This window comes from Pseudomonas sp. RIT-PI-q (assembly GCF_001297125.1).
Taxonomy (GTDB): domain Bacteria; phylum Pseudomonadota; class Gammaproteobacteria; order Pseudomonadales; family Pseudomonadaceae; genus Aquipseudomonas.
Genome location: NZ_LHPC01000066.1, coordinates 1 through 1,813, shown reverse-complemented (window position 1 = coordinate 1,813; position 1,813 = coordinate 1). Strand labels below are relative to the sequence as shown.

The following is a 1,813-nucleotide window of genomic DNA, read 5'->3' as shown; positions in this document are numbered from 1 at the left end:
GCGCTGACCTGCAACGGCAGGACCGCTTGTTTGTAGCCGGCGTCCTGCGCATCGAACACGCTGGTGCACGGCATCGAAACCACACGCACCTTGCGACCTTGCTCGGTGAGCTTGTCGTACGCCTGAACCGCCAAACCGACTTCCGAACCGGTGGAGATCAGGATCAGCTCAGGCTCGCCATCGCAGTCCTTCAACACGTAACCGCCACGCTCGATGTCGGCGATCTGCAGTGCGCTGCGGGTTTGGTGCTGCAGGTTCTGACGCGAGAAGATCAGCGCCGAAGGGCCGTCCTGGCGTTCCAGTGCCAGCTTCCAGCACACCGCCGATTCAACGGCATCGGCTGGGCGCCAGGTGTCGAGGTTAGGTGTGCAGCGCAGGCTCGACAGTTGCTCGATCGGCTGGTGCGTCGGGCCGTCTTCGCCCAGACCGATGGAGTCGTGGGTGTAGACGAAGATCACGCGCTTCTTCATCAGCGAGGCCATGCGCACCGCGTTGCGCGCGTATTCCATGAACATCAGGAAGGTCGCGCCATAAGGCACCAGGCCGCCGTGCAGCGACACGCCGTTCATGATCGCGCTCATGCCGAACTCGCGAACGCCGTAGTACACGTAGTTGCCGCTGGCGTCTTCAGCCGTGACACCTTTGCAACCTTTCCACAGGGTCAGGTTGGAGCCGGCCAGGTCAGCCGAGCCGCCGAGGAATTCAGGCAACAGCGGGCCGTAGGCATTCAGGGCGTTCTGGCTGGCTTTGCGGCTGGCGATGGTTTCGCCCTTGGCCGCGACTTCAGCAATATAAGCCGAGGCTTTTTCCGCGAAGTCAGCCGGCAGTTCGCCGCTCAGACGACGCACCAGCTCGTTGGCCAGTTCAGGGAATTGCGCGGAGTAGGCAGCGAAACGCTGATCCCATTCGGCTTCGACCGCGCGACCGGATTCCTTGGCGTCCCACTCGGCATAGATGTCGGCCGGGATTTCGAACGGGCCGTGGTTCCATTTCAGCGCCGCACGGGTCAGGGCGATTTCCGCGTCACCCAATGGGGCGCCGTGGCAATCTTCCTTGCCTTGCTTGTTCGGCGAACCGAAGCCGATGGTGGTCTTGCAGCAGATCAGGGTCGGCTGCTCGCTTTTGCGTGCGGTGTCGATCGCGGTTTTGATTTCTTCCGGGTCGTGACCGTCAACGTTGCGGATCACTTGCCAGTTGTAGGCTTCGAAACGCTTCGGCGTGTCGTCGGTGAACCAGCCTTCGACTTCGCCATCGATGGAGATGCCGTTGTCATCGTAGAAGGCGATCAGTTTGCCCAGGCCCAAGGTGCCGGCCAGGGAGCCGACTTCGTGGGAGATGCCTTCCATCATGCAGCCATCACCCAGGAACACGTAGGTGTGGTGGTCGACAACGTTGTGCCCCGGACGGTTGAACTGCGCCGCCAGGACTTTTTCGGCGAGGGCGAAACCCACGGCGTTGGCCAGGCCCTGGCCCAATGGACCGGTGGTGGTTTCCACGCCCGGGGTGTAGCCGAATTCCGGGTGGCCGGGGGTGCGGCTGTGCAGCTGGCGGAAGTTTTTCAGGTCGTCGATCGACAGGTCGTAGCCGGTCAGGTGCAGCGGCGAGTAGATCAGCATCGAGCCATGGCCGTTGGACAGCACGAAGCGGTCACGGTCGGCGAACGATGGATTGCTCGGGTTGTGCTTCAGGTAGTCCCCCCAAAGTCCTTCGGCGATATCCGCCATACCCATAGGGGCACCGGGATGGCCGCTGTTGGCTTTTTGCACGGCATCCATGCTGAGGGCACGAATGGCGTTGGCACGCTCACGACGGC

The 1,813-nt window shown here is 62.4% G+C and carries 1 protein-coding gene; it reads right to left on the bottom strand.

Annotated features, from left to right (window positions below):
* Nucleotides 1–1,813, bottom strand: a 1,813-nt coding sequence (gene tkt / locus AEQ67_RS31510) for a transketolase (protein ID WP_059407649.1), incomplete at both ends; no start/stop codon positions are given.